General features: G+C 33.1%; 1 protein-coding gene. It reads right to left on the reverse strand.

Features of this window, described 5'->3' with window-relative positions; all coding sequences use genetic code 11:
• Positions 1-347 precede the first annotated feature (347 nt).
• On the reverse strand, positions 348-1,193 hold the full coding sequence (locus KCG35_RS25390) for a hypothetical protein (protein ID WP_215822641.1): 846 nt from the start codon (positions 1,191-1,193) through the stop codon (positions 348-350).
• Positions 1,194-1,279: the final 86 nt, after the last annotated feature.

The following is a 1,279-nucleotide window of genomic DNA, read 5'->3' on the forward strand; positions in this document are numbered from 1 at the left end:
AAATGATTCGTGAAGGGTATAGCTGATGTAATGTCCGCCTTGGCTAGGGCCCCTTCATCCAATTCCTGTGGGTTTGTCCCTTCATGTGTTACCCGGGTAATCAGGTATTCCCCTTCAAATTGAGATCACCATCTGTATTTTTATAGACTTTATTGAAAATAGATACAAATTGGTTAAGGTCTTTTTATTTTAATACTTTTAGCTGCTGATTGAGCAATGACTTCGAGTTTTTCGAGTCCACATATTAGCCTATCTTTATATATTTGAAGCATTAAGAATAGGCTCTTATGCAAACTCGTTTAGACTATAAAAAAATCATAAAAATAGAGTTCTAATACTAAATCAACCTATATAAACTGAAAATATTCTCCATTTATCTTCACTATATTTATATTTATTGTTCCACCACCACCTTCTAAGTTTATGAGCGGTATAGTCTCCTCACCTTCGTCCAACTCTATTTTTTTATTGATATCTTCTGACATGTCAGGCTTTATTATCAGCTTTATATATTTATCATCCAAATATTTCTTCACAACAAGCTCGCGGGGTAATATTTCAGTTTTCTTAAGTTTGTTTTTTACTAGACTTTCAGCTGCACCCCTTGATTCTTTAAGAAAGAATTCTTTATTATATCCATTTGCGTCTATCGTTATTAAATTGTTAATACTAAAAAACCTCATAAACTTATCAACATCGCTTTCAATCAAGTCAGATAAGTTCGTTTCAAAAATGCTCAGTATTTTATTTGCAATATCTAAAAAGTCTTCATCCGTTTCTTCTTCAAATATTTCCAATTTATTCAACCATGGTTGAATATCATATACATCAGCCTCAAATGACTGTTTTATGACAATCGCATTAAGCTCTTCATCATACTCACCATCTGTAGGTGAGTATGAAAATTCACTAATCAACTTACCAGCAGAAGCACCTTTATTACCGATTTGTAGATTTCCTTCAATAGCAAAGTCTACTTTACGTATATCAGTAATACCCTTCTTGCGATTTACCCAGTGAGGCCTACATACAAATGAAAGCTCATTTACTCCTTTAATGAGGTAATCATTTATGCTTGTCGAAAAGGTCCCTGACTCAGAGTCATGCTCCAAAAAGAAAGGGATACCATTTATCAAAACTTCAAGCGCTAATTGTGAATAACTATAGGTCAACTGTATAACTTTAGAACTCATTATGTGAACTCATTCATTAATGATGATTTCGAAGTGAAGTCAATTCTACTAAACTTTGGCTATAGCAATAGTATACGCTAAAGTCT

Source organism: Zooshikella harenae, assembly GCF_018837975.1.
In the GTDB taxonomy this organism is placed as follows: Bacteria; Pseudomonadota; Gammaproteobacteria; order Pseudomonadales; family Zooshikellaceae; genus Zooshikella; species Zooshikella harenae.